This is a genomic window from Robiginitalea sp., from assembly GCF_049588695.1.
Classification (GTDB): Bacteria; Bacteroidota; Bacteroidia; order Flavobacteriales; family Flavobacteriaceae; genus Robiginitalea.
On record NZ_JBAVZJ010000399.1, the window covers coordinates 1 to 3,199 of the forward strand.

Below are 3,199 nucleotides of genomic sequence, written 5' to 3' on the forward strand. Positions count from 1 at the left end.
AATAACGCCCTGGTAAAGTAAGAGACTACCCCCGAAGGTACCTGCAGAAAGCACGAGCGCCTTAGCCCAAAAACCCCAGTCCAGGTCCATGATAAAATATGCGATCATCAGGGTGAGGGTTTGGTGCAGGATGTAAAAAGGGTAGACGGCCCGGTTGCAATATTGCAGCACACGCCCGGGCCGGTTGAGGTACGTCGCGGCATACCCAAAAAGCACAAAAATCCAGGTCCAGAGATTAAACACTTTTACCCCTGCTTCTGTAAAATGCCTCAGGGTTCCATCTTCAAATTGCCAAATGAAGATCAGCGTGCAGAAACTAACCAAACCCAGAAAGAGGTTCCGCCTTCGATATTTTGTCACATTTTCCCAAAAGGGTACTCCGCTGGAGATAAGCAGGAAGCCGAAGAAAAACAGGGTCCCGAAATTAATCAGGGCAAACCAATCCCCGACAAGGGCATGTGTTACATTGAAGTTGGGTTCCAGCAGGGCTTCCCAGAGATAAAGCGGCAATAGAAAAACGAGCCATCCCCAGGGAGTTTTCATCCTGTTCCCAACCCATTTGACCAGGGTGCCGGGACGATCTTTGATCTTCCGGAACGGCCAGGCTAAAATCAGGGAAAAAATGAGTAAGTAGGGAAGAAACCAAAGGTGATGCCAGCTCAGATTCCCTTCGGGGTAGATACCGATAAACGCCTTTGAAGGGAAGTATTCCCAATACCATCCCTGGAAGTCGCCCTGGGCGAGTCGTTCCAGATAGACCTGGGGCGGAACAATCAGGAGCATCCCAAAGATCAGAGGTATCCCAAGGCGGCGGATACGTTCCCAGGAGTACTGCCGGGGAGATCGGAAGGAATAAGCGTAAAAGGTTCCCATTCCCGAAATCACAAAGAGAATGGGCAAACGCCATTGGTTTAAAAAAAGCATGGGCCAGCGCAGTTCCGGATAAATTACATTGTTTTTCAGATGCCATCCCCACGGGACGAAAAACATACCTACATGGTAGAAAATTAACAGGGCGAAGACTCCCACGCGGAGCCAATCCAGATCATATCTTCTCACATTTTCCATTGTACCGGGTTTTGCAGCAAAAGTCTGAAGTTCCCCCGGTTTACAGGCTTGTGCCATATGGGGATTTGCGCTATGAGTTCGTCCAGTATATTCATTAGTCCTCAGGTGTTCCTGTAATCCGAGAGCTTTTGCGGCCCCTCCAGAACCAGCCGGACTACCCGGAGATTGCCTTCATCTGAAGTTGAAATAAGCCATTTGATGAGGAGGATCTGTCCGTTTTCTATTTCGATCCCGGTTATACTTCTGGGATGTACGCAACTGCCATCATTGAACAATGGGATTTCCCCGGGTTCGGGAAACCTCGGCCTATGGGTATGGCCCACCATAGTCATGGTCAGATTGCGTTTCAGGATCCATTTCTTCAGGCGTTTTTCAATGCGAATGAGTTCTTTATAGTTTTTAGCCGGTGATGTGGGGTCTGCTATTCCCCAAACCTGCAAAGGCTTCCATAGTATGCGCACCATAAACCGCCTCCATCTCCAGAAGGTATAGTTCCACCAGTCGGCCTGATGTCCGTGACAGAGAAATATTTCCTGCCCTGTCTTCTGGTGTTCCAGAATCACGCTTTCGTGATAAGTCAGGCCGTCAAACAGTGGTTTTTCCCTTCCGTCGATAGGCTCAAAATAGGTGTGGAGGTTCTTTTGGACCACTTTTGGATCCTTGTAGACCATGTCGTGATTTCCCCAAATAAGGTGGAGCCGGTTGTCTACATAAAACAACTTCAGGAGTTGATAGACATTTTTATGGGCCTCGAAAATGGATTCGAACTGAATATTCTCCCATAGTTCATCCCCGTCCCCGAGTTCGATGTAGTGAAAACCCTTTTCGTAATACTGTTTTAGGGCGTGGAAATAGATGTTCCGGTTATTCGCGAATTCGTCTGCAAAACTGTTATCCCCCCGGTGGCAATCGCTGAAAAAAATAAATTTGGAATCGTCATTAAATGGGATTCTCTTTGCATTGGCGTAAGCCCGGTCCAGACGTTTGGCAGATCCCATAGGCGATCGGAAGGGAGTTTAGAGTTCTAAATCCGGGGCCGCCCCCTTCGGGGAAGAAGCACGGTTTCCTACAACCCCATGGAAGGCATTTACGCCCCCTCCCCGTAAATATAGCCAAAAAGAGACGATCCCGCGGGGAAACTATTCATCCAGCTTTAAGCCCTTTGTCCCCCCGGGCGTTGGGTATTTTAACTACCTAATTGACGAAGTGTGATTTTATGGGAGGCGACCCGGAGATTTATTGGGCAGGGGAACCAAATACAGGTTGCCGCCGGATTGGAATAGGCGTTCATCAGCCAGATAAAGGCTTTGGTTATCGATAAAACAGATCGCTTCCAGTTGTGTCCTGGCCCCCAGGTCTATAGTACGGGTCGGGCCTTTTCCAAACCCTTTTTCCCGGAAGTCCTCAAAGACCCACAGGGTTCCGTACCCCAGCATTACCAATCGGTTGCCATCCGGGGAGAGGGCGGCATCTGTGACGCTGCATTTACTTCGGTCCTCACAAGTTTGAAATTGCAATTCTTTCCTGGCGGTATAGGTTCCCGCTGAATCGGGGATGCTGTATACGTGGGCTGTTCCGTCAAAGGGGTCAGACCGGTTTTTGGTTATGATATACAGTCGGGACTCGAAATGGAATAAGGCCTCTGCATCGAATCTTCTATTATCGAAAGGAGGGGGAAAGGCCTCCTGATCCGGATAACGAAAAGCTATGGTCTTCGCAGGAATCTTGTCCCCTTTTTCGAGTAATGGGTTTGGTAGTTTATGAATGGCCAGGTTTTTCCGTTTATTCCCATTGTTCCCGAAATCCCCGATGTAGAGATTTCCCAGACTGTCCTTCGTCAGGGCTTCCCAGTCTTTATTCGCAGCATTGGAAACCTTAAACTCCCCTTGAATTTTACCCTTGAGATCCAACCCGTACAGGATATCTTTGTTACCACCGTCTTCGACAACCGAAGATTCGATTCAGAGGCGTTTTTCCATTTCGGGTCCCGGCTCTATATCATAACCAAAAACCGGTCTGACCCCTTTGACGGAACGGCTCATATTTACAGCATCCCCGATTCGACAGGAACCTATACGGCCCGAAAAGAATTACAATTTAAAACCTGTGAAAACCGAAGCAAGTGTAGCGT

General features: G+C 48.6%; 3 protein-coding genes and 1 pseudogene. 1 reads left to right on the top strand and 3 read right to left on the bottom strand.

Features of this window, described 5'->3' with window-relative positions; translation table 11 throughout:
• The 3 genes from WBV75_RS09365 to WBV75_RS09375 all read right to left on the bottom strand — a co-directional run.
• Positions 1-1,068, bottom strand: a 1,068-nt coding sequence (locus tag WBV75_RS09365) for an acyltransferase family protein (RefSeq protein WP_424120361.1), incomplete at its 3' end; no start/stop codon positions are given.
• A 101-nt stretch (positions 1,069-1,169) separates the two neighbouring features.
• Entirely contained in the window at positions 1,170-2,066 is an 897-nt protein-coding gene (locus tag WBV75_RS09370) for a metallophosphoesterase (protein WP_424120362.1), read from the bottom strand.
• Positions 2,067-2,282: 216 nt separating this feature from the next.
• Positions 2,283-2,978, bottom strand: coding sequence for a hypothetical protein (locus tag WBV75_RS09375; protein ID WP_424120363.1), 696 nt, complete (start codon positions 2,976-2,978; stop codon positions 2,283-2,285).
• Between WBV75_RS09375 and WBV75_RS09380 the strand changes: the two are divergent.
• Positions 2,955-3,199 (top strand): annotated as a pseudogene (locus WBV75_RS09380) (hypothetical protein); the annotation flags it as partial. The gene WBV75_RS09375 and the pseudogene WBV75_RS09380 sit on opposite strands and share 24 nt — an antisense overlap.

Excerpts from the sequence above, each read along its gene's own strand:
- WBV75_RS09370 (WP_424120362.1), bottom strand. The coding sequence starts at position 2,066 with ATGGGATCTGCCAAACGTCTGGACCGGGCTTACGCCAATGCAAAGAGA.